Here is a 17739-nt window from a genome sequence, read left to right on the forward strand (position 1 = left end):
GAACACCATCAGTTTGAGGGACGACCGCCTTCCAACCAACAGGCCGCTCGCGAGCGCGCTTCCAAATTGCGCCGTAGCGAGCGGGCGGCCGGCCCGTTACCCCATCTACGGACTTCTCTTCCCCTTCCCCCTGAAAGGGGGAAGGTCGGGATGGGGGTCAGCTACAGGCGACGCTGCAAGCGGAGAGAGCAGATCCCCACCCGCTTTGCTCTGCGAGCAAAGCGACCTCCCCTTTTCAAGGGGAGGTAAGAATGCATAGCCCGGATGCAGCCAACGGGTCGCGCGAACGCGCGCCCGATGACAGGCTCCGCCAAATCCGGGGATCTCGCGCCGCCGAGAGACCTACCCGGATGCGCTTCGCTTCATCCGGGCTACGAAGCCACGAAATCAGAGGCCCGCCCGCCTCAGCCGTTCCTGAACGCGTAGGCGTAGCCGTTGAGCGCCGGTGCGCCGCCGAGATGGGCGTAGAGCACCTTCGATCCGGCCGGGAAATAACCCTTCTGCACCAGATCGATCATGCCCTGCATCGACTTGCCCTCATAGACGGGGTCGGTGATCATGCCTTCGAGCCGCGCGCTGAGCCGGATCGCCTCCTTCGTCTCCTCCGACGGCACGCCGTAGGCGGGATAGGCGTAGTCCTCGATCAGCACGACATCATCCTCGACGATGTCGCGGCCGAGCTCGACGAGCTTTGCGGTGTTCTGCGCGATCGACAGCACCTGCGCCTTGGTCTGCGCGGGCGTGAACGAACCGTCGATGCCGATCACGTTGCGCGCGCGCCCATCGGCGGCGAAGCCGACCAGCATGCCGGCATGGGTCGAGCCGGTCACCGTGCAGACGATGATGTAGTCGAACTTGACGCCGAGCTGGCGCTCCTGCGCGCGCACCTCCTCGGCGAACCCGACATAGCCGAGCCCGCCAAATTTGTGCACGGAGGCGCCGGCCGGAATCGCGTAGGGCTTGCCGCCCGCGGCCTTGACCTCCTCGATCGCCTGCTCCCAGCTCTTGCGGATGCCGATGTCGAAGCCTTCGTCGACCAGCCGCACATCGGCGCCCATGACGCGCGAAAGCAGGATGTTGCCGACGCGATCATAGACCGCGTCCTCATGCGGCACCCAGCTTTCCTGCACCAGCCGGCACTTCATGCCGATCTTGGCCGCGACGGCCGCGACCATGCGGGTGTGATTCGACTGCACGCCGCCGATCGAGACCAGCGTGTCAGCATTGGAGGCGATCGCATCGGGGATGATGTATTCGAGCTTGCGCAGCTTGTTGCCGCCATAGGCGAGCCCGGAATTGCAATCCTCGCGCTTGGCATAGAGCTCGACCTTGCCGCCGAGATGCTTTGACAGCCGATCGAGCTTCTCGATGGCAGTCGGCCCGAATGTGAGTGGATAGCGCGCGAACTTCTCCAGCATGCTGGCATCCTCTTTGGTGGTCTGAAACGGCGGCCACAGCTATCACCCCTGGCGCGAAAGGTGCTCTCTAACTCAGCTCGCACAATTGCCGAAGATTGCCGGATCTGGCCCTGATGGTATATTTTCTCTCATGAAATCGACCAATAGTGAGAGATTCTTCCATGTCCGCCCGACTCGACCGCATCGACCTCAAGATGTTGAGATTGCTGCAAAAGAACGGCCGGCTCAGCAATGCCGAGCTGGCCGATCAGGTCGGCGTCAGCCCCGCCACCTGCCATCGCCGGACGCAAGCGCTGTTCGACGAGGGTTATCTCAGCGGCGTCCGCGCCATGGTGGCGCCGCGCAAGCTCGGCAAGGGCACGTTGGTGATGGTCGGCGTCGTGCTCGACCGCTCGACACCGGAAAGCTTTGCGAGCTTCGAGCAGGCGGTGGCGAAGCTCAAATGCGTGCTCGACTGCCACCTCGTCGCCGGCGATTTCGACTACTTCCTCAAGATCCGCGCCGGCGACGTCGACGACTTCAAGCGCATCCATGGCGATCAGCTGATCGCGCTGCCCGGCGTGCGGCAGACCCGCACCTTCTTCGTCATGAAGGAGGTGGTGGACAATGCGGCGCTGGAATTTTGAACCTGACGTGATCCCGACCCGGGCCGGGCGCCGCGAGCCGCCAGATCGGCCGGCCTGCCCGAGAGAAGTAATCCCTTCATCCGACTTGATGGCCGGCGCAAACCGGCGCAGTCTCTCACTAAATCCCCGCGGGGGGCGGGGGTCGCGCGCGGATGCGCGGGGGACATCATCCGCGGATGACAATCATGAACGCCACGGCGATCCGACTGGTCATTCCGTTGCTGGCACTTGCCGCCGGCGGCACGGCGGCGCTCGTCTTCGGCATCCGCCAAACCCAGCAAATCCTGGGCGGGAGCACGCCTTTGACGGCGACGGCACCATCCGCGCCAGCGGCTCCGGCGCGAGACCAAAACAAGACCGCGCTGGCAAAGGCACAAACCGAGACCGCGGCCTTGGCCGACGTGCTGGCGGGACCGGCGCCGGCACCAGGCGGCGACGCGGTGCCGGAGTTCGACGTCGTCAACATCGAGCCGACCGGCGAGACCGTTGTTGCCGGCCGGGCGCTACCGGGCACGACGGTGGAACTGCTGCGCAATGGCGAGGTGCACGATCGCGTCGTGGTGGACAAGTCCGGCCAGTTCGTCATGGTCCCGCGCCCGCTTCCGCCGGGAAACTATGACCTCACCCTGCGCATGACGCGCGACGGCAAGCAGGTGACCTCCAAGCAAAGCGTGGCGGTGGCGCTCGAGGCTGCGACGCGAGAGCGGCCGATGGTGGCGCTGATGGCACCGGACAAACCGGTCCGCGTGCTGTCGCAACCTGCGGCCACGGCGCCGGCCGCTGGGAAAGTGGCCATCGAGGCCGTCGAAACCGAACCGGACGGCAAGCTCCATGTGAGCGGTCAGGCAGCTCCCGGCGCGACCGTCAGGCTCTATCTCAACGGCAGCTTGATCACGTCCGCGACGGCCGACGAGGCGGGGCACCTCTCGGTCACGATCAACAAGGGCGTGACGGCCGGCAACTATCAGGTGCGGCTTGACGACGTCGACCCCACTTCCGGCAAGGTCCGCGCGCGTGCCGAGGTGCCATTCAACGTTCCGGACACGATGACGACCGCATCGATCCCGGCATCGCCAACCTCGTCCGGCCGTGCGGATATCGCCAAACCGCAGCTCGCCGCGGCGGCAACCGCCACCGCATCCGATGTGAAGTCCGCCTCCGCTGTGATCGTGCCGAAGATCACCACGACCACCGTCGCCCGCGGCGACAGCCTGTGGCGGATCAGCCAGCGCGCATTCGGCGCCGGACAGCGCTACGCCGTGATTTATCGGGCCAATTCGCAGCAGATCCGCAATCCCAATTTGATCTATCCCGGCCAGGTCTTCGTCGTGCCGGCAAAGTGAGACCGGCCTACCGCCAACGGTCACTTGCCGGGGGATTTCAGGAACGCCACGATCCTGGCGCGATCCTCCGCCGAGCGCACGCCGGTATACGGCTTCATGCCGTTGCCCGACACCACGGCCTCGGGATCTTCGATGAAGCGCAGCAGCGTGCTCTCATCCCAGACGATGTCGGATGATTTCATCGCCTCCGAATAAGGAAAGTTCGCAACCGATCCGGCCTTGCGGCCGACCACATTGTGCAGGTTCGGGCCAACGCGGTTGTCGCCGTCCTTGACCGTGTGGCAGGTGCGGCAGGAATTGTTGAACGCCTGCTCGCCGGACACGCCCGCATCCTGACCATGGGACGGCGATGACGCCAACGACATCAGCCCGCAAACGACGACGATGAATCCCGGCCGCATCGATCACTCCGTCGGCAATTGCGCCAGGCAAACAGGCGCGCGCAGCACCACGCCTCGGGTGCCATGCCGTCAACGCAGAGGCGGCGTGAAAGGTCCGCTCGCGGCAGGCCCCACATCTGGCGCAGATGCGTGCCCCGCACTAGATGTGCTGCCATGCCACACCCCGCCCTCGAGGATTTCGTCGCCGGCCACCAGCGCCTGTTTGTCCTGACCGGAGCCGGCTGCAGCACCAATTCCGGCATTCCTGATTATCGCGACAGCGACGGCAACTGGAAGCGGACGCGCCCGGTCACCATCCAGGCGTTCTTGGGCGAGGCGGCGACGCGGCAGCGCTACTGGGCGCGCAGCATGGTGGGCTGGCGGCGGTTCGGCCGCGCCGCGCCGAACGGCGCGCATCGCGCGCTGGCCAAGCTCGAACAGCAGGGGCGCTGCGAGCTGCTGCTGACCCAGAACGTCGACCGCCTGCACCAGGCCGCCGGCAGCCGGCGGGTGATCGACCTGCACGGCCGATTAGACGTGGTGCGCTGCCTCGGCTGCGGCGCGACGATGCCGCGCGAACAATTCCAGCACGAGCTCGCGCAACGAAACCCCGCCTGGCTCACGCTCGATGCCGCCGACGCTCCCGACGGCGACGCCGATCTCGAGCAAGATTTTTCGTCGTTCGTGGTGCCGGCCTGCGAAGCCTGCGGCGGCGTGCTGAAACCCGATGTGGTGTTCTTCGGCGAGAACGTGCCGCGCGATACGGTCGCGTCGGCGCAGGCGCATCTCGAGCAGGCCGACGCCGTGCTGGTGGTCGGCTCCTCGCTGATGGTCTATTCCGGCTTTCGCTTCGTCCGGATGGCAGAGCAGCACGGCCTGCCGATTGCCGCCGTCAATCTAGGCCGCACCCGCGCCGACGAGTTGCTCACCCTCAAGATCGAGGATAGTTGCGAGAGCGCGCTGGCTTTTTTGCTGTAGGCCGCTGCTCTCTCCACGTCATTGCGAGGAGCGATAGCGACGAAGCAATCCATCGAGCCGCCTATGCGGAAAAATGGATTGCTTCGCGGAGCCTGTCATCCGGCGGCGCCTTGCGCCGACCGGGTGGCTCGCAATGACGACGGGATAGACTATCGCATCACGCGCGATGGCGCGGCGCCTTGGCCATCGGCATGTTGGCGTTCCAGTGCGTCCAGCTGACGCTGGCGAGGCTGCCGAGATCCGTCGCCAGCGGGCGACGGGTGCGGCGCTCGTACTCCGCGATGCAGCGGCCCGACTCGCCGATCTTGCGCTGCAATTCGTCGATCGTCATCTGCGTCGCGCGGCCGCAATTGGCCTTGCCGAGCTGATCGGCCTCGATCGCCCTCAACGCCGCCCGCAGCTTCTTGAGCTGCGCGCGCTGCCAGGCAATGTGACTATCGCTGTCTGCCGTCATGTGGCCGCCACCATCTTCGATCGTTGCACGCCATTGGGAACCTCGATGTCGACCTCGAGCATCGAGACGAACTTGCCACGGTCCATCCGGACCACGACCTTGTCGGGGTCGACGTCGATATGCTTGGAAACCACGCTCAGGATTTCCGAGCGAAGTGTCTCCAGGAGATCTGGCGCGCCGGTCCGGCCACGCTCATGCGAAAGCAGGATCTGCAACCGCTCCCGCGCGACGGGCGCCGATGCGGCGCGGCCGCCGAACAGCCGCATTACGTTCATCATGCCGCCCTCCGTCGCAGTAGCCGATCCATCAGTCCCTTGCGTTGAACCGGCACGGTCATCTCCACCGCCTCGCCCATCAGGCGGCGTACCGCGTCGGTATAGGCCCGCGCCGGCGCGCTGCTTGCTGCGTTCAGCGTGACCGGACAGCCGACATTGGAGGCGCGCAGCACGTCCTGGCTTTCCGGGACGATGCCGAGCAAGGGAGTCGCAAGGATCTCCAGGATATCGTCGATCGACAGCATCTCGCCGCGCGCCGCGCGGCCGGCATCATAGCGGGTGACCAGAAGATGCTTCTCGACGCGCTCGCCGCGCTCGGCGCGGACCGTCTTGGAATCGAGCATGCCGATGATGCGGTCGGAGTCGCGAACCGACGACACTTCCGGATTGGTGACGATAACGGCCTCGTCGGCGTAGCGCATCGCGAGCGTCGCGCCGCGCTCGATGCCGGCCGGGCTGTCGCACAGGATCCAGTCGAACTTGGTCTTGAGGTCGGCGATCACGTGCTTGACGCCCTCGTCGCTCAGCGCGTCCTTGTCGCGGGTCTGCGACGCCGGCAGCAGCCAGAGATTCTCCAGCCGCTTGTCGCGGATCAGCGCCTGCGGCAGCTTGGCGACGCCCTGCACCACGTTGATGAGGTCGAACACCACCCGACGCTCCGCGCCCATCACCAGATCGAGGTTACGCAGGCCGACGTCGAAATCGATGACGACGACGTTCTGACCCATTTGCGCGAGCGCCGCGCCGAGCGCGGCGGTTGAGGTCGTTTTGCCGACCCCGCCCTTCCCAGACGTCACGACCAATACCTTGGCCATTCTCTCTCTCCTTGTGGTCGGTCAGTTCAATGGTGTAATGCGCAGCATTTCGCCCTCGAGCCACGCCTGGGCGGGCCGGTTGCGCAAGCTGTCGGCGATTTCTTCCGCAGTCTGGTAGTAGCCGTCGATCGCGAGCAGCTCGGCCTCGATCCTCTGGCAGAAGATGCGGGCCGCCGAATTGCCGTTGATGCCGGCCATCGCCCGGCCGCGCAGCGTGCCGTAGACATGGATCGAGCCGCCGGCGACGATCTCGGCGCCGGAGCCGACCGAGCCGAGCACGGTGACGTCGCCCTCGGCAAACACGATCGACTGGCCGGAACGGACCGGGCTCTCCAGCAGCAGCGACGGCAGCTTGGTCTTGTCCTTGTTTTTTTCCTGCACCTGCGGCTTCTGCGGCTCGACATGGGTGATCGCGCAGGCCCGGCCGCCGGTCAGAAGCGGCGGCATGTTGGCGCCGAGCTTCGATTCGTCGACGCCCTCGATGCCGAGGATGCGGATGTTGCGCTCACCGAGGCTGCCGATCAGATGCGCGATCGCGGTCTGGCTGAGATCGACCGCCGAGAGGTCGAGCACGATGGGCTTGCCGGTGAAGAAGCCCGGCGACTTCGCCAGCGTCGCGTCGATCTCGGCCAGCCAGGACACGACAGGCACGACCGGCGAGAAAACGAACGCAACGTAGGAACGGCCGCGCATGCGGACCTGCTGACGTGCGACCTGTTGAGTTGCGTCCATCGCCCCTGACTCGGTTGTCTTGTCGAATGGTTAACAATCGGACCGCATGGTTAATCAAAGGTTAACGCGGTCAGGGTTTTCACCGATTTGAGCAGCGCTCGCCCCGGGGCCTCGAAACGCGCTTTGGCGTTTGAACAGGTGCGGAATTGGAGGAGATGCGGCCGCGCTTTTGAGCTGGATCAATTTTCTTCGCGCCAGACGGGGTTATCATTGCGCGAGCGTTTGCAGACGACGTCATGACCCAAACCTACTGGATTGAGATCCTGCGGTGCCCGAAATGCCGACGCACGGGCCACGCTGAGCTTTCCGAGGTCGCCCCGCTTCGCAACCGAATTGTTCGGGTTTCGGAGGAATTCGAAGTTCGCGCCGACGAGCGCGGCGACGATTTCCAGTGCCGAGCCTGCAAGCTGCCAGCCCTGCCATGACAGCGGATGCCTTAACGCGCATCTGCCGATCACGCCGAAAATCATCGTTGTAGCTATTCCGCCTTGATATTCGCCGACTTGACGATCGGCCACCATTTCTCGACCTCGGCGACTGCCTCAGGTCGATCACCCGGACGAGGGTCGACGCCGCAATCAAACTCCACCTGCGGGAGTTCGCGCCAACGGCGTGAGGCGTATCACCCGCCGGCAAGCGCGACCTGGCGGCGGCGCGATCTATTTTGGTCTAGGAGGATTGGCCCGCCGAAGGCCCGCGACGTCGTCGCGGGCCTCCCGGGGAACGGCTATGCCGATCAGTGGACCGAGCGGTCGGTGCGGGCAGCGGCCCGCGCGGTCGTCATCTTGTTGCGGGGCGTCAGAACGCTGAGCTGATGCGGCGTCGCCGATGTGGTCGCAACAGGCGCCTGCTCGCGGGCGTTGGCGGCGCCAATCACGCCGGCCTGCACCGCCGAGATCGGCAGGCCCGCAGCCTCATAGGTCGGAAGCTCCGCAGCGGACGCGGCGGTTGCGATCGCGAGAGCGGCGGCAAGGGTGGAGAGGGAAATCTTGATCACGGAAGGCTCCTCAGTGGCACGTGAGAAGCAGAGTTAGTCAGCTATTATTGCAATGCAATATCAATATTGCCGCACCGCACAAATAATTGATCGCCGGCGTCGCTGGCGAGCACCACGGGCCGTCGTGAAAATGCTGCTCGTTAGCTTCGGGTGCTAGGCATTGCCGCACGCTTCCCTGACCATCCGAGAGATCTCGGCGCGTCCGGTGGTCCGCAGCCGTTTCCCGCTGGTCGGCCGCCTGCCTCAGCTTCTGTAACGGCGTGATTTTATTCGCGGTGACGAGCGGCGCTCTCTGCTTCCCGCCGGCCGCTTGCCATTGTCTCGAAATCACGATGACCGAATCGCTGGCTCATTGCCGACAAGCCAACACGAATTCGGCTGGTCTCCTCTGTCGACCCGATGCGTCGCTCGACCTTCCGAACCGATGATGGTGCAGGTCCACGTCGGGGTACCCAACAATGATGATCCGCCCTCCTAGAATAGCGGCTTGCCGTCCGCCTCACCGTGGTGCGATGACACCACTTTGATGCGTCGAACTCGTCGCAGTCGTCGGAATGTTCGCCTCATCCGGAGACACCAATGCCGCGGTATTTTTTTCATATCCACGGCGGCCATTCAGTGCTCGATGATGTCGGCCTGGATCTTCCCGACATTTTCGCCGCACGGACGACGGCGATTGAACTGAGCGGCGAGATACTCAAGCACGACGTGACGGAGCCATTCTTGCGTCATCTTCGCTGGCATGTCGAAATCAGCGACAGCCCCGAGCCGGGCGGCCAGTCACTGTTCGTCCTTCAGTTTTCCATTGCGGCATGAATAGCAGCGAACGCAGCGCTCGCCTGCGGCGCCTCGTGGCCATCTTCAAACTTCGCGATGGAACGAAGCGTGCAAGCTTGATGTCCAGGAGGAGTACTCTGAAAGCCCCGGCGACACGCTGAGCGAAAGCTGCAATTCCCGTCCATTGCGGACGGACCAATCGCCGGCCTGCTTTGGCTCGCAGAAAGCAATCACGACTACACAATGGAGAAGAAGCTTTCTGCCGATCAGCTTTCAGATATCACCGCCTGGTGTCTCGAATTTGTATTCGCGCCTAGACCTGACCTCGGAGGTCCCGCATGACAGCAAGGCACATCTGGTACGTCTCCTTCATTGATCAACGCGATGCTCCGCCCGACAGGCACGCACGAAGGACTGCGACATTCGTATCCGAACAGGATGCGAAGCAGTTCACAAGGAAACTGGCGGAGGACCAGCGCATCGAGAGACTTTCAGCTGGAACGATCAACCCATACCGGCCCAAACGGGTCATCGGATCCAGAGACATTGGCCAGTGGCTTGGCAAAACCCTAGCCCGCCATGGTGATCCGCAGTTGAGCTTGCCCCCATCGTGCAACGACGATCCATCTCTTTAAAACGGCCGCGCCTGAAGAGTAGTTGCGAATGCGAATGATGAAACCAGGTTACTGCGCTCTTGCTGAACCACAAGGGATGACGCAAACCGTATTCCGATGCTTGGCTTGGGGTTTGATCCTAGGCCTCTTCATCGTCACCGATACACCGCTGGCATTCCGTCCGCACACGTTGATATCGGCGAACATCGATCGTTTTGCAGCTCTGTTCATTGTCGGGGTCGCCTTTTCGCTCGCCTATCCGAAGCACGTGCTGCCAATCCTGCTCGTCCTTCTCGCTATGGTCGTCGGCTTCGAACTCATCCAAAGACTGCTCCCCGACAGACATGGATACGTAAAGGACATGTTCGTCAAAGGCGCCGGCTGTTGTGCAGGCGTTTTCATCGCAACTGCCTTGAGACGCTCGTTTTCCGTAATCTCCAGGCGGACAGACAGCCCGTTGGCCTAGCGGGGATGATCATCGCGCATGAAGCTCGATGAAAAACGCCGGTCCGTCGCCGCTATTCGACGGATGGAGACCCGGTCGGCCCGGAATATGAGACGGCAAGCGTAGCAAGGACGGTCCTGTTGCTGATCTCGAGCTTGCGGAAGATGTGGTGCAGATGAACCTTGATGGTACCGTCGGCCACCTTCAGACGGCGGCCAATCTCCTTGTTCGACAAGCCCTCCGACACCAAACGCATGATCTGACGCTCGCGGTCCGTCAGCACCGCAAGATATTTCTCCGGGATCGTCGTTTGCGCATAAGGGATGGCTTCTTCGTACGAGGGCGGAGGCAATGTCTTCTGGCCGTCGGCGACTTGCCGCAACGTCTGCAAGAGCGTTTCGGGCTCCTCCTCGCTCAGAAGAACACCGCAAGCTCCCGCTGCTGCGAGCATGGCGAGATCGCGATCCTCAACCGAGGCGGCAAGAAACACGAGCCGCACACCAAGCGCCCCGGAGTTTGCGACCTCGAGCATGGCCTGCCCAGAAATGTCAGGCATCGACATGTCCAAAATGGCGATGTCGGGCGCGAGGCTCTGTATTGCCTTGAAGCAGCTCGCAATATCATTGCAGCGAGCAACAACTTTGAAATCACGCTCTGCTTCGAGCAGGCAGTTCAGACCCAATAAAACGACTGGATATCTACTGGCAATGACTACACGACTGAAATGCATTTCCGATCAACCCTCAATCCCCCTCAGTTCAGATCGGCGCCCAATGTCATTAATAAGCTACTCCAATATGAGATATTTCAGTAAGGTTTTGTTGTCGTTTGGTCCCGTGAATCTACCGCCTGGAGCGCGCCGATAACCAGATTCCACAACGCGTAATCGCAGCGACGATCCGAGGCACCCTCAGCGAGTGCCTGTCGACCGGGACCGAGAGACCACCCTCGTCAGTTTGGCGGCCCCAAATGCCTATAACCAACGGTATATAGGGATATTGGGGATTAGCATCTAACATTCTTAAATATTTTCTGAGTGGGTTAAGCGCTTTTCGTCCCAGGTTTGTTCTATCGACCGAATCTGAGGAAGCTTGTTTTTACGTCGTTCTTTTCAGCTGGGCGGGCCACCAAAAATGAATCGGGTTCAACCCTTCAACCGCTTGTATCATTGTAGCGTCCGGGAGAGTTTCCATGAGACGACGATATCCTTTTGCCATTGCACTGGTTGGTGAAAATAGTCTTCGCAAAGAAGGCCTTGCAAGAATTCTAAATTCGGAGAATTTCGTCCTAACCTCGATATACGACGCCGATGATTGGCCCAGCGATGAGGCGCTTCAGAAAGCCCCCGCGAGTCCGTCATTGTTCCTCATCGTTCATAGTGGCGATGATTTTCGCCCGACAGTCGAGCAAATCGACTCGTTCAAGCGCCGTCACGCGGATGCACGTGTCGCAGTTGTCGCGGATCACTTTCATCTGAATGATCTGGTTGCCGCATTCCGAGCCGGCGCCACCGGATATTTCATCGACGTGATGAACTGCGACGCGTTCATCAAGTCCATCGAACTCGTCATGATGGGTGGGACGGTATTCCCGCCGGCATTCTTGGAGTCCGCTCTCGAGACCGAGAAACGCGAGGTGGACGATGCTCCTGTACCCAACGATGACGATCATGCCGTCGCAACGGCAGATGACACGCTGGCTCAGCAACTTTCGCCGCGGGAAGTTTCAATTGTGCAGTGCCTGATTGAAGGCGATTCCAACAAGTGCATTGCGCGCAAGATCAAGATTGCCGAAGCCACGGTGAAGGTTCACATCAAGGCGATCCTTCGCAAGATTCGGGTTCAAAACAGAACGCAGGCAGCAATCTGGGGATTGAACCATCGATCTGCGGCTTGGTCGAGAAACAGCAGTTCGGCGCATCAGATCGTTGACGTAACCGAGCGGCTCCTCCCACCTGGCCGGGAAATTCCCAAGATTGCGAGAGCGGGCCGGCCGGCGCCACTTGGCGCGATCGACCATGCGGAGAACTACTTCGAGGTCTCCCTCACCAACGGCCATACCCGCAAGGACATGAGTTCAAAAGCCGACGGGGCGATCCGACTGCGGAAATAGCTGAGACTCGTCCGGTCTGGCGCATCGGCATCACCGCGCGGGATGATTTCCCGCGCGCGGCGAGCATTGACCACGCAGACGCGAAACGGAAGCGGAAATGATCTTGTTGACCGGCGGTGCCGGCTATATCGGATCCCACATCGCTGTCGCCCTACTCGACGCCGGGCTCGATGTCGTCGCGGTCGACAATCTTTCCAACAGCAACAGCGCCTCTCTCGAACGGATACGAGCCATCTGCGGGCGACCGGTCATTTTCCGGCATGCCGATATTCGCAATGAAGAGGCGATCTACCAGATCCTGCGCGCCCACGACGTGACTGCGGTCATTCATCTCGCCGGCCTCAAGGCGGTGGGCGAGTCCAGCGCACAACCCATCACCTATTACGACAACAACGTCGTGGGAACGATGCGGCTCGTGTCGGCCATGACGCGAGCATCCGTCAAGACGCTGGTCTTCAGTTCATCCGCAACCGTTTACGGGACACCCGCGTACCTGCCGCTGGACGAGAAGCATCCCGTCGCACCGATCAATCCGTACGGCCGCACAAAATACTTCATCGAAGAAATACTGAAGGACCTTCATGAGTCCGACAAGGATTGGCGGATTGCCATCTTGCGCTACTTCAATCCGGTTGGCGCCCACGAAAGCGGACTGATCGGAGAAGATCCCCTGGATGTGCCGAACAATCTGTTGCCGATTGTGGCACAAGTGGCGATCGGACGACGTCCGACGGTGCATGTTTGGGGAAACGACTATGATACTCCGGACGGCACCGGGATCCGCGACTTCATTCACGTTGTCGATCTTGCATCCGGACATCTGAGCGCCCTTAGCCAACTGAGACAGCCCGGCCTTCTGACGGTCAATCTCGGAACAGGAAGCGGCAGTAGCGTCATGGACGTGATCCGGACATTCAAGGAAGTGAGTGGCCGGCCCGTGCCGTATGTGATCGACCAACGCAGGGTCGGTGACGTCGCAATCTGCTATGCCGATCCAACTCTCGCGAAGAACCTGTTGGGCTGGACATCAGCGCGATCGCTGACACAGATGTGTGCCGACCATTGGCATTTCCAGATGAAGAACCCGAATGGCTATCGCGGCACGTAGTCGGCGAGAGCCATCTGCGTCTTCGAGAATTTCTGTCTTGTTCGAGGCCTGCTCAATCCCGCGCAAGCCAGACGACTGCTCTCATCGGCAAGCTCAAGTCGCGCCGCTGCCTGGTTCCGCCACCACTCACCAATGGTCGCAATCGGCAGGATGGCAGGATGACGCACCGAATATTGGCTAATCCTTAATTGCTAGCTTCACTTGCTGTACGGCAAGGCATCTTCGGGAGCGGCGGGCTATGGTCCTGCCAACCGACTTACGTTGTTCAAGGTAGGACGGAATGCTTCTGGACAACGAGACGCCTGGCGCCACCATGTGTTCCGAGAGCTTCCACGCTCGCGACCATGGGGAGTCGGAAGCCCGGCTCACAATAAGCCAGGTCATAGGTCGAACTGCCAGTCGGTTTCCGAACCAGCCGGCGATCGTCTCGAGCGCTTTCGAGCCTCTGACATACAACGGTCTTGAACGCCAGTTGAAGGCAATCCGCCGGCGGCTGCGCTTGGCCGGTTTCGATTGCAATACCCGGATCGGGGTCTTGATGCCGAACGGCCCGGAGGCGGTTCTCGCCATCGTGGCAGTCGCCTGCTGTAGCGTCGCGGTGCCCCTCGACCCACGCCTCTCACAGCCTGAAATCGAGCAGCGTCTCGACATGCTGAACTTGAGCGCCCTCGTTGTGCTGCAGGGCAGTGCCCCTGAAGCTCGCCAGGCCGCAGCCCGCAGAACGCTTGCCATCATAGAAGCCGCTCCGGTCGGACAGGGCCAGCTTGGACTCGAGATCGCCGTGCAAGTTGCCGGCTCACCTGCCATCGACGCCGAGCCGGATCCGCGCTCCCCCGCCTTCATTCTGCAGACGTCGGGCACGACCGCGCAGCCGAAGCTCATTCCGTTCAGCCATGACAATATGCTGGCGGCGGCCGAACGCCTTCAGGCCTGGTTCGGCCTCACGTCCCGGGACCGATGCCTGAGCGTGTCGCCCCCCTACTATTCCCATGGGCTCAAAGTGACGGTCTTCACGCCGTTGCTGACGGGAGGCAGCATTGCCATCCCGGCGAACAGTGCCGTCGTCGCACTCGATGAGTGGTTCGATGTCTTGCGGCCGACCTGGTACTCGGCAGGCCCGACGCTTCACACCACGGTGCTGGACAAGGCACAAAGCCTCGAGAATGCACAGCCGGCGCACACCCTGCGGTTCGCGATGTCGGGCGGCGCGCCGCTCGCGAGGGCCGTGCAGGACGGCCTGCAACACGCTCTCGGCGTGCCGGTGCTGGAGCATTACGGCTCCAGCGAGGCGGCCCAGATCGCCGCCAACCAGCTGCCGCCCGGTCCGAACAGGCCGGGCACCTGCGGAAGACCCTGGCCCGATACCGTGGCCATCGTTGGCGAGGATGGACTTCCCCTGGCAGCCGGCGAGCGCGGAGAGATTTGGATTCGTGGACCGACCGTGACGTCGGGCTATCTCGATGCGCCGGAACTCAATCAAGCCGCTTTCACGAAGGGCTGGTTTCGCACCGGCGATATCGGCAGCCTCGACGAAGACGGCTTCCTTTCGCTGCACGGCCGCCTGAGCGAGCTGATCAATCGCGGCGGTGAGAAGGTTTCTCCCGCCGAGATCGAAGCCGCGCTATTGCGACATTCGGCGATCGCCGAAGCTGCGGCCTTCGCGATCTCGCATCCGCGCCTGGGCGAGGACGTCGCAGTCGCCATCGTCCCTCAGCGCGGCGCGCAGGCGAGCGCTGCGGAGCTTCGCCTGTTCCTGCAACGCGAGCTGGCCTCGTTCAAGATTCCGAGGCGCATTCTGACGCTCGACCATCTGCCGAAGGGCGTGACGGGAAAGGTTCAGCGGCGACGTCTGCGCGAGCTGGTCGACCGGCCACGCGGGCACCAGGCGATGACGCCGGCGCCCGTCGCGAACGGGCCGTTGGATTTGGAAGCCGAGTTGCTGACCCTCTGGCGCAGGCTGCTCAAGAACGAGGCCGTGACCGTTGACGATGATTTTTTTGCCAGCGGCGGAGACTCCCTTCTCGCGATGGAGATGCTGATCGAGGTCGAGCGGCTCGTCGGCTATCCCGTGCCGGAAACCATCATGTTCGGGGCAGAAACCGTCCGGCAATTTGCCGCAAGGGTTTCCGCACCAACGGACACGTGGACGACGCCGTTCTTCCAGCCCCATGCGCCTGGCACGCGGTCTCCGCTGTACTTCTTCAACGGCGATCTTGTCAGCGGCCACGCGAGTGTGCGGCGGGTGGTAGAGCTTCTGGGGCCGGATTATCCGATCATCTCGATCAATCCCCACGGTCTTCATGGCGAGCCGATTCCGGGCTCGATCGAGGCGATGGCCGCCGACCGCCTGCCGTTCATCCTGGCAAGGCAAGCGAGCGGCCCCTTTCTTCTGGGCGGCAAGTGCAATGGCGCCATGGTGGCGTTCGAAGTGGCCCGCCAGCTGATGGCTGCCGGCCACACGGTTGATTTGGTTACGATGGTGGACCCGCCGACCGTCAGTGCCCGTCCAATGCCACGGGCGATCCTGGGGCTGCTGAAGCCGCTGGTTTCGCCTTATCTCTTGCGTTGGACCTTCGAGCAAATGGTGAGACTGGAGCGATACCTGAAGCTCCCGGCGAACGAACAGCCTGCGATCGCCAAAGTCGCAATTCCAACGGCGTTGTGGGACGCTCATTCAATCGCAATGGCGCGGTATTGTCCGGCGCCGCTCGAGATCCCGGTGGCCTTTTACGCGGCCGACCACGATGGCCGAGCGTGGCGGCGTCTCAGCCCTCAACTGGAATTGATACAGGTGCCTGGCGGACATCCGGGCTGCCTGTTGATCGGTGCGGAACTGCTCGTGGATCACCTGCGGCGGAGATTTGAAAAACTCGCCTCGGGATCGAGCGCCACGTGAGAAATCGGACGTCAGCCATGACACGCCCCGATGAGCGGGCGGAGCATCGAGGCCGTCGGACGCCGAAGGCCGGACCGCGCTGCACCCGCCTCGAACCCGGTCGATCACAGCTTCACCTCGGCACAGTTGCTGCGCTGGCACAAGCAGCTACCGTGGGTAATCAGAAAGGGTCCGCACCTCGATCGAATTCCGGATATAGTTGCCGTTATCGGCCTTCGCCGAGACAACGGTCAGAGACGCCCCACCAGGACGTGTCTGTCAGAGGGATATCCGCGCGTGACGAGCCATCCATCATCGGATCTTGCGCGAACATTGCAGCTCGATCCTTCGGTATTCCCGTCACATCGCGCATTCAGCCCTCCGGCGTTGGAACGGGAAAGCATGCCTGAGACGGTTACCGATGTCAGCCTGGATGCCCTGGAGAGCATTGCGTGGCTTGAATCCTCATGGAAGGAGCTCGAAGCGCGAGTGACTCACTCGTTCTTCCTGTCCTGGCTCTGGATCGGCACTTGGCTGCGGCATATCCCGGATGGCGCGCGACCACACGTCCTCGTGGCTCGGTCATCAGGCAAGATCGTTGGCCTGGCGATTATTTGCCGGCGGAGGGCGTGGAGTCTCGGGCCGCATGCGCGGACGCGCTGGCTGCTCAATGAAACGGGAGATACTCGCTTCGACCGATTGTTCATCGAGTACAACGGTATTCTTGCAGAGCAATCCGATGCCATCATATCGGCAGGCCTCAATGCGTTGACGTCCCGCTTGCACCGCTCGGATCAGTTGGTGCTCTCCGGAATTGATCCGGACCTTGAGGCGACTGCCAGTCGCGCCGCAGGCCGGGCCGGGCTCGTGACCGAGGTGAAAAAGGCTGATGCGGCATTGTGGGTTGATTTTGCCCCGGTCCGCCAGCGAGGGGGGGATTATCGCGCCACATTGGGCCGCAGCACACGCCAGGCCGTGAATCGCGCCATGCGGTTGTATGCCGAACGCGGCCCCGTTGAACTCCGGATCATGGAAACGACGACTGAGGCCCTCGCCGCATTCGAATTGCTGGGCGACTTTCATCGGTCGCGATGGGGACGCAGGGGAGCCTTCGCCAATCCCGGCTTCCGTCCGTTTCACGAGGAGCTGATTGCGCGCGGAGTCCCGACGGGGGCCGTTCGCATCTCACGGACGCTGGTTGGGAACGAGACAATTGGGGTCGTGTACAATTTCGTGCACGACGGCCGTGTCCTGAACTACCAGAGCGGCTTTCTCTATGAGAGCGATAGCCGGCTCAAGCCCGGGCTCGTCAGCCATGTGCTGGCTATTGAGGACAGCATTGCACGCGGGGAAAGTGGCTACGACTTCCTGGCCGGTGGCGGCGGGCACAAGTCCCATCTGGCCAACAGGGAGCAGGCCATGACGTGGATCGCTGTCGGCAGAGACAGTCCAGAGCGCCACATCGAGGCCAAGCTCCGCAGTGCCAAGCGGATGCTACGGACCATTGCCACGAATCTTCCAAAAAAGACCGCGGCTCTGTATTCCGTATTCGGGGCTGGCTCCTAGTCGATCGGTTTGGGCTCCTTGGCGAGAACCAATGTCCAGGTCAGCGATGTGGCCATGTCGGTGCTTCTCCCCCTCTGACTGCCGGCCGGGGCAGGCGCTGACGCCTGGACTGCATCCATTGACCGTTTAGCGGTCCGATTCCCCCAGGAATATTCCCCCGCTTGCGCTTTTGGCGGAAGGACGCGGCACTTTGCCACCAGGTCACTCAACTCAAGCAGTCCGAT

Annotated in this window: 18 protein-coding genes; 9 read left to right on the top strand and 9 right to left on the bottom strand. The window is 62.3% G+C overall.

The window, feature by feature from the left end; translation table 11 throughout:
* Window positions 1-404 precede the first annotated feature (404 nt).
* On the bottom strand, window positions 405-1418 hold the full coding sequence (locus tag ACZBJS_RS21410; protein WP_057021182.1) for a 1-aminocyclopropane-1-carboxylate deaminase: 1014 nt from the start codon (window positions 1416-1418) through the stop codon (window positions 405-407).
* Window positions 1419-1579: 161 nt separating this feature from the next.
* Between ACZBJS_RS21410 and ACZBJS_RS21415 the strand changes: the two genes are divergently transcribed.
* The gene (locus ACZBJS_RS21415) at window positions 1580-2044 is read left to right on the top strand and encodes an Lrp/AsnC family transcriptional regulator (protein ID WP_057021181.1); all 465 of its coding nucleotides are present in this window, start codon (window positions 1580-1582) and stop codon (window positions 2042-2044) included.
* A gap of 185 nt (window positions 2045-2229) precedes the next feature.
* A complete protein-coding gene (locus ACZBJS_RS21420) occupies window positions 2230-3387 on the top strand; it encodes an Ig-like domain-containing protein (protein ID WP_316395490.1) in 1158 nt (385 codons plus the stop codon).
* Window positions 3388-3407: 20 nt separating this feature from the next.
* Here the strand turns inward: ACZBJS_RS21420 and ACZBJS_RS21425 are convergent, their stop codons facing one another.
* On the bottom strand, window positions 3408-3788 hold the full coding sequence (locus ACZBJS_RS21425) for a c-type cytochrome (protein ID WP_246786683.1): 381 nt from the start codon (window positions 3786-3788) through the stop codon (window positions 3408-3410).
* 153 nt (window positions 3789-3941) lie between these two features.
* Between ACZBJS_RS21425 and ACZBJS_RS21430 the strand changes: the two genes are divergently transcribed.
* The gene (locus ACZBJS_RS21430; RefSeq protein ID WP_316395489.1) at window positions 3942-4745 is read left to right on the top strand and encodes an NAD-dependent protein deacetylase; all 804 of its coding nucleotides are present in this window, start codon (window positions 3942-3944) and stop codon (window positions 4743-4745) included.
* 157 nt (window positions 4746-4902) lie between these two features.
* Here ACZBJS_RS21430 and ACZBJS_RS21435 read toward each other — a convergent pair whose 3' ends face one another.
* The 6 genes from ACZBJS_RS21435 to ACZBJS_RS21460 all read right to left on the bottom strand — a co-directional run bounded on the left by ACZBJS_RS21435 (window position 4903) and on the right by ACZBJS_RS21460 (window position 8018).
* Complete coding sequence (locus tag ACZBJS_RS21435) at window positions 4903-5199, bottom strand: hypothetical protein (protein ID WP_057021179.1); 297 nt, start codon at window positions 5197-5199, stop codon at window positions 4903-4905.
* Entirely contained in the window at window positions 5196-5474 is a 279-nt protein-coding gene (gene minE / locus ACZBJS_RS21440) for a cell division topological specificity factor MinE (RefSeq protein ID WP_026192121.1), read from the bottom strand. Before minE ends, ACZBJS_RS21435 begins: the two co-directional genes overlap by 4 nt.
* Window positions 5474-6289, bottom strand: coding sequence for a septum site-determining protein MinD (minD, locus tag ACZBJS_RS21445; protein ID WP_316395488.1), 816 nt, complete (start codon window positions 6287-6289; stop codon window positions 5474-5476). The genes minE and minD overlap by 1 nt, the downstream gene beginning before the upstream one ends.
* Before the next feature lie 21 nt (window positions 6290-6310).
* Window positions 6311-7021: a septum site-determining protein MinC gene (minC, locus tag ACZBJS_RS21450; RefSeq protein WP_316395487.1), complete on the bottom strand. Its 711-nt coding sequence runs from the start codon at window positions 7019-7021 to the stop codon at window positions 6311-6313.
* Between the two features lie 179 nt (window positions 7022-7200).
* A complete protein-coding gene (locus tag ACZBJS_RS21455; protein ID WP_168857653.1) occupies window positions 7201-7542 on the bottom strand; it encodes a hypothetical protein in 342 nt (113 codons plus the stop codon).
* A gap of 215 nt (window positions 7543-7757) precedes the next feature.
* Window positions 7758-8018 (bottom strand): hypothetical protein, encoded by a 261-nt coding sequence (locus ACZBJS_RS21460; RefSeq protein ID WP_076834843.1) that lies wholly within the window; start codon window positions 8016-8018, stop codon window positions 7758-7760.
* A 579-nt stretch (window positions 8019-8597) separates the two neighbouring features.
* On the opposite strand from ACZBJS_RS21460, the gene ACZBJS_RS21465 reads away from it, so the two are divergent.
* Both ACZBJS_RS21465 and ACZBJS_RS21470 read left to right on the top strand, forming a co-directional pair.
* Entirely contained in the window at window positions 8598-8834 is a 237-nt protein-coding gene (locus ACZBJS_RS21465; RefSeq protein ID WP_028335246.1) for a DUF6894 family protein, read from the top strand.
* Window positions 8835-9458: 624 nt separating this feature from the next.
* A complete protein-coding gene (locus ACZBJS_RS21470; RefSeq protein WP_316395486.1) occupies window positions 9459-9875 on the top strand; it encodes a VanZ family protein in 417 nt (138 codons plus the stop codon).
* A 52-nt stretch (window positions 9876-9927) separates the two neighbouring features.
* On the opposite strand, the gene ACZBJS_RS21475 is transcribed toward ACZBJS_RS21470, so the two are convergent.
* Window positions 9928-10584, bottom strand: coding sequence for a LuxR C-terminal-related transcriptional regulator (locus ACZBJS_RS21475; protein WP_225162391.1), 657 nt, complete (start codon window positions 10582-10584; stop codon window positions 9928-9930).
* A gap of 461 nt (window positions 10585-11045) precedes the next feature.
* Here ACZBJS_RS21475 and ACZBJS_RS21480 point away from each other — a divergent pair, with 461 nt between their 5' ends.
* The 4 genes from ACZBJS_RS21480 (at window position 11046) to ACZBJS_RS21495 (ending at window position 17515) form a co-directional block, all read left to right on the top strand.
* Window positions 11046-11966 (top strand): LuxR C-terminal-related transcriptional regulator, encoded by a 921-nt coding sequence (locus ACZBJS_RS21480; RefSeq protein ID WP_229189980.1) that lies wholly within the window; start codon window positions 11046-11048, stop codon window positions 11964-11966.
* A gap of 97 nt (window positions 11967-12063) precedes the next feature.
* Complete coding sequence (galE, locus tag ACZBJS_RS21485; protein ID WP_316395485.1) at window positions 12064-13074, top strand: UDP-glucose 4-epimerase GalE; 1011 nt, start codon at window positions 12064-12066, stop codon at window positions 13072-13074.
* A 280-nt stretch (window positions 13075-13354) separates the two neighbouring features.
* The gene (locus ACZBJS_RS21490; RefSeq protein ID WP_316395484.1) at window positions 13355-15970 is read left to right on the top strand and encodes an AMP-binding protein; all 2616 of its coding nucleotides are present in this window, start codon (window positions 13355-13357) and stop codon (window positions 15968-15970) included.
* A 276-nt stretch (window positions 15971-16246) separates the two neighbouring features.
* Window positions 16247-17515 carry a GNAT family N-acetyltransferase gene (locus ACZBJS_RS21495; protein WP_245311911.1) on the top strand — a complete coding sequence of 423 codons (1269 nt, stop codon included), beginning with the start codon at window positions 16247-16249 and terminating at the stop codon, window positions 17513-17515.
* Window positions 17516-17739 lie beyond the last annotated feature (224 nt).

This window comes from Bradyrhizobium sp. KZN70725, assembly GCF_055264925.1.

Bases quoted from the DNA above. Each gene is read 5' to 3' on its own strand.
- ACZBJS_RS21410 (WP_057021182.1), bottom strand. From the start codon at position 1,418: ATGCTGGAGAAGTTCGCGCGCTATCCACTCACATTCGGGCCGACTGCC.
- ACZBJS_RS21415 (WP_057021181.1), top strand. From the start codon at position 1,580: ATGTCCGCCCGACTCGACCGCATCGACCTCAAGATGTTGAGATTGCTG.
- ACZBJS_RS21420 (WP_316395490.1), top strand. From the start codon at position 2,230: ATGAACGCCACGGCGATCCGACTGGTCATTCCGTTGCTGGCACTTGCC.
- ACZBJS_RS21425 (WP_246786683.1), bottom strand. From the start codon at position 3,788: ATGCGGCCGGGATTCATCGTCGTCGTTTGCGGGCTGATGTCGTTGGCG.
- ACZBJS_RS21430 (WP_316395489.1), top strand. From the start codon at position 3,942: ATGCCACACCCCGCCCTCGAGGATTTCGTCGCCGGCCACCAGCGCCTG.
- ACZBJS_RS21435 (WP_057021179.1), bottom strand. From the start codon at position 5,199: ATGACGGCAGACAGCGATAGTCACATTGCCTGGCAGCGCGCGCAGCTC.
- minE (WP_026192121.1), bottom strand. From the start codon at position 5,474: ATGAACGTAATGCGGCTGTTCGGCGGCCGCGCCGCATCGGCGCCCGTC.
- minD (WP_316395488.1), bottom strand. From the start codon at position 6,289: ATGGCCAAGGTATTGGTCGTGACGTCTGGGAAGGGCGGGGTCGGCAAA.
- minC (WP_316395487.1), bottom strand. From the start codon at position 7,021: ATGGACGCAACTCAACAGGTCGCACGTCAGCAGGTCCGCATGCGCGGC.
- ACZBJS_RS21455 (WP_168857653.1), bottom strand. From the start codon at position 7,542: ATGGTGGCCGATCGTCAAGTCGGCGAATATCAAGGCGGAATAGCTACA.
- ACZBJS_RS21465 (WP_028335246.1), top strand. From the start codon at position 8,598: ATGCCGCGGTATTTTTTTCATATCCACGGCGGCCATTCAGTGCTCGAT.
- ACZBJS_RS21470 (WP_316395486.1), top strand. From the start codon at position 9,459: ATGCGAATGATGAAACCAGGTTACTGCGCTCTTGCTGAACCACAAGGG.
- ACZBJS_RS21475 (WP_225162391.1), bottom strand. From the start codon at position 10,584: ATGCATTTCAGTCGTGTAGTCATTGCCAGTAGATATCCAGTCGTTTTA.
- ACZBJS_RS21480 (WP_229189980.1), top strand. From the start codon at position 11,046: ATGAGACGACGATATCCTTTTGCCATTGCACTGGTTGGTGAAAATAGT.
- galE (WP_316395485.1), top strand. From the start codon at position 12,064: ATGATCTTGTTGACCGGCGGTGCCGGCTATATCGGATCCCACATCGCT.
- ACZBJS_RS21490 (WP_316395484.1), top strand. From the start codon at position 13,355: ATGCTTCTGGACAACGAGACGCCTGGCGCCACCATGTGTTCCGAGAGC.